The organism is Pseudomonas oryzihabitans (genome assembly GCF_032027545.1).
In the GTDB taxonomy this organism is placed as follows: domain Bacteria; phylum Pseudomonadota; class Gammaproteobacteria; order Pseudomonadales; family Pseudomonadaceae; genus Chryseomonas; species Chryseomonas oryzihabitans_F.
Genome location: NZ_JAVSJB010000066.1, coordinates 1 through 2,217, shown reverse-complemented (window position 1 = coordinate 2,217; position 2,217 = coordinate 1). Strand labels below are relative to the sequence as shown.

Sequence of the window (2,217 nt, the reverse complement as noted above, 5' to 3'; positions counted from 1 at the left end):
ACTCTTCAGGAGTAGGAGGTCGATACATCATTTCAATACTCGCAAAGCGGCGGTAGCCAAAGGACTTTCGTGGATCTGTCTCAAGGCCGCGCGTGCCCGCGCCAAACGAGACATGACGGTTCCCAGTGGAATGCCAAGCGCCTGTGATACATCGCGATAGCTCATGCCTTCCACCGCGACCAACAGCAGCAGGGCACGCTGTTCGTCATTGAGTCTCTCAAGATTCGTCAACGCTTCTTGATCCAGATAGATCGTCTCAGCCGAAGGCTCAACCGGGACCTCTTGGAATCCCAGCCACTCCAACAGACGACCATAGCGGCGCTCACGACGTCGGCCATCAACGAATTGGCGGTACAGGATGGTGAACAGCCAGGCTCGCACATCACCGGCGGGACAGCGCGTGTTCCCATGCGTAAGCGCCCGTTCTAGACAACTCTGGACCAAGTCATCGGCGCTGGCTTCGTGACGAGTAAGCGATCTTGCGAAGCGACGCAGAGACGGTAGTAGCTGAGAAAGCATGGCGTCATCAAGCATGGACATTCCCCTGGTATCGCTGACAGACGCTTGAGCTGACCTTTTATTCCCCACAATTTTTATTTTTGTAGGTATGGAATAACCCAGACCGTACGAACGTCTGCATTGGAAACTCACCAGTCTGCTGGAGCGCCACGTGTTTTCAGTCAAACACCCGTTGTTGGCAGTCACCCTTCTGGTGCTCGTGCTTCCCATTGCCTGGGCCGAACCTGATAGCAGCGCCGCCACGGCGCAGGCCGACAACCGTCAGGCCATGGATCAGATGATGGCCGCGATGCACAAGCCCAGCAGTGGCAACGTAGACCGCGACTTTGTGACCCAGATGACGGCACATCACCAGGGTGCGATCGAAATGGCACGGATCCAATTGCGGTATGGCCATAACGAACGCCTACGCCGTCTGGCCCAAGAGATCATTGTCACCCAACAACAGGAAATCGCCGTCATGCAGCAGGCGCTTTCTGAATTGCCCGCCTCTCCAACTCGGTAATCCTCATGCCTCGATTGTCGCTCACCCCGCTCGCCGCTGTGTTGTTAGTAATCTCCTGCACCGCTTCAGCCGGTCAAGTTCCGCGTGCTGCTGCACAACCGGACATCACGATTAGTTCCCAAGACCGTGTGTATACGGCGGAGCAGTTCTCCAACACGGTATCGGTGATTGATCCCAGCACGGAAAAATTGCTCGGCGTCATCACCCTAGGCGACAGCCAACCCAAGAACTTGAGTCCTTTGTACAAGGGCGAGCTACTGGTGCATGGCTTGGGATTTTCGCCAGATGGGCGAACCTTGGCCGTCGTAGCGATAGGCTCGAACTCCGTGTCCTTCATCGACACCGCCAACAACCAGGTGAAGGGTAAAACCTATCTGGGTCGCGCGCCTCATGAAGCCTTTTTCACCCCTGACGGCAAAGAGCTCTGGGTCACGGTACGGGGCGAGGACTATATCGCCGTGATCGACCCGGTGACTTTCAAAGAGAAGACGCGAATTGGCGTACCGCCAGGCCCTGGCATGCAGATCTTCTCCCCTGATGGCCGCTATGGCTACGTCTGCTCCTCGTTCACTCCGGAAACCGTAGTGGTTTCGGTTGCCGAGCATCGAATTGTTGGCCGCGTCGCTCAGGCGAGTCCCTTCTGCCCCAACATCGCTGCGTCTGCAGATGGCCAACAGGTCTGGCTCACCCTAAAAGATGTCGGTAAGACCCAGGTGTTCGCAGCCAAACCGCCGTTCAGCTTGATTAAGACGCTTGATACTGGCGCGATCACTAATCACGTCAACTTGGTTCGCAATGCCCGCGGAAGCTTCGCCTATGTAACGGTAGGCGGAGAAAATCGAGTCAAGGTCTTCCGAACCGATGATTTCAGCCAAGTCGCCAGCATTCCTGTTGGCGCTTTGCCCCACGGTCTCTGGCCGTCAGGAGATGGCACGCGGTTGTACGTGGGACTAGAGAATGCTGACAGTGTGGCCGTCATCAATACGCTGACCAATAGCGTTGAAACCACTGTACCCGTGGGGCAGGCGCCCCAGGCTTTGGTCTACGTTCCCCGCGCCGCTACCCAGGGCGCTGGGCTGGCAAATCTTAAGCCGTTAGGGAGCGCTGCCAAGAGTATTCAGATCGCCCTGGCTCCGCCGGGTCAACACGAACGTCATACCACTCAGGTGACACTTTTCGACCAGGGCTTGACT

At 56.8% G+C, this 2,217-nt stretch carries 3 protein-coding genes; 2 read left to right on the top strand and 1 reads right to left on the bottom strand.

From position 1 onward, the window contains the following. Window positions 1-27: 27 nt before the first annotated feature. Window positions 28-540 carry an RNA polymerase sigma factor gene (locus tag RND78_RS27635; RefSeq protein WP_027597937.1) on the bottom strand — a complete coding sequence of 171 codons (513 nt, stop codon included), beginning with the start codon at window positions 538-540 and terminating at the stop codon, window positions 28-30. 130 nt (window positions 541-670) lie between these two features. Here RND78_RS27635 and RND78_RS27630 point away from each other — a divergent pair, with 130 nt between their 5' ends. Both RND78_RS27630 and RND78_RS27625 read left to right on the top strand, forming a co-directional pair. Then, on the top strand, window positions 671-1,024 hold the full coding sequence (locus tag RND78_RS27630; protein WP_051398701.1) for a DUF305 domain-containing protein: 354 nt from the start codon (window positions 671-673) through the stop codon (window positions 1,022-1,024). 5 nt (window positions 1,025-1,029) lie between these two features. After that, window positions 1,030-2,217: YncE family protein (locus RND78_RS27625; RefSeq protein ID WP_312733408.1), on the top strand; the 1,188-nt coding region annotated here is incomplete at its 3' end.

Bases quoted from the DNA above. Each gene is read 5' to 3' on its own strand.
- RND78_RS27635 (WP_027597937.1), bottom strand. From the start codon at position 540: ATGTCCATGCTTGATGACGCCATGCTTTCTCAGCTACTACCGTCTCTG.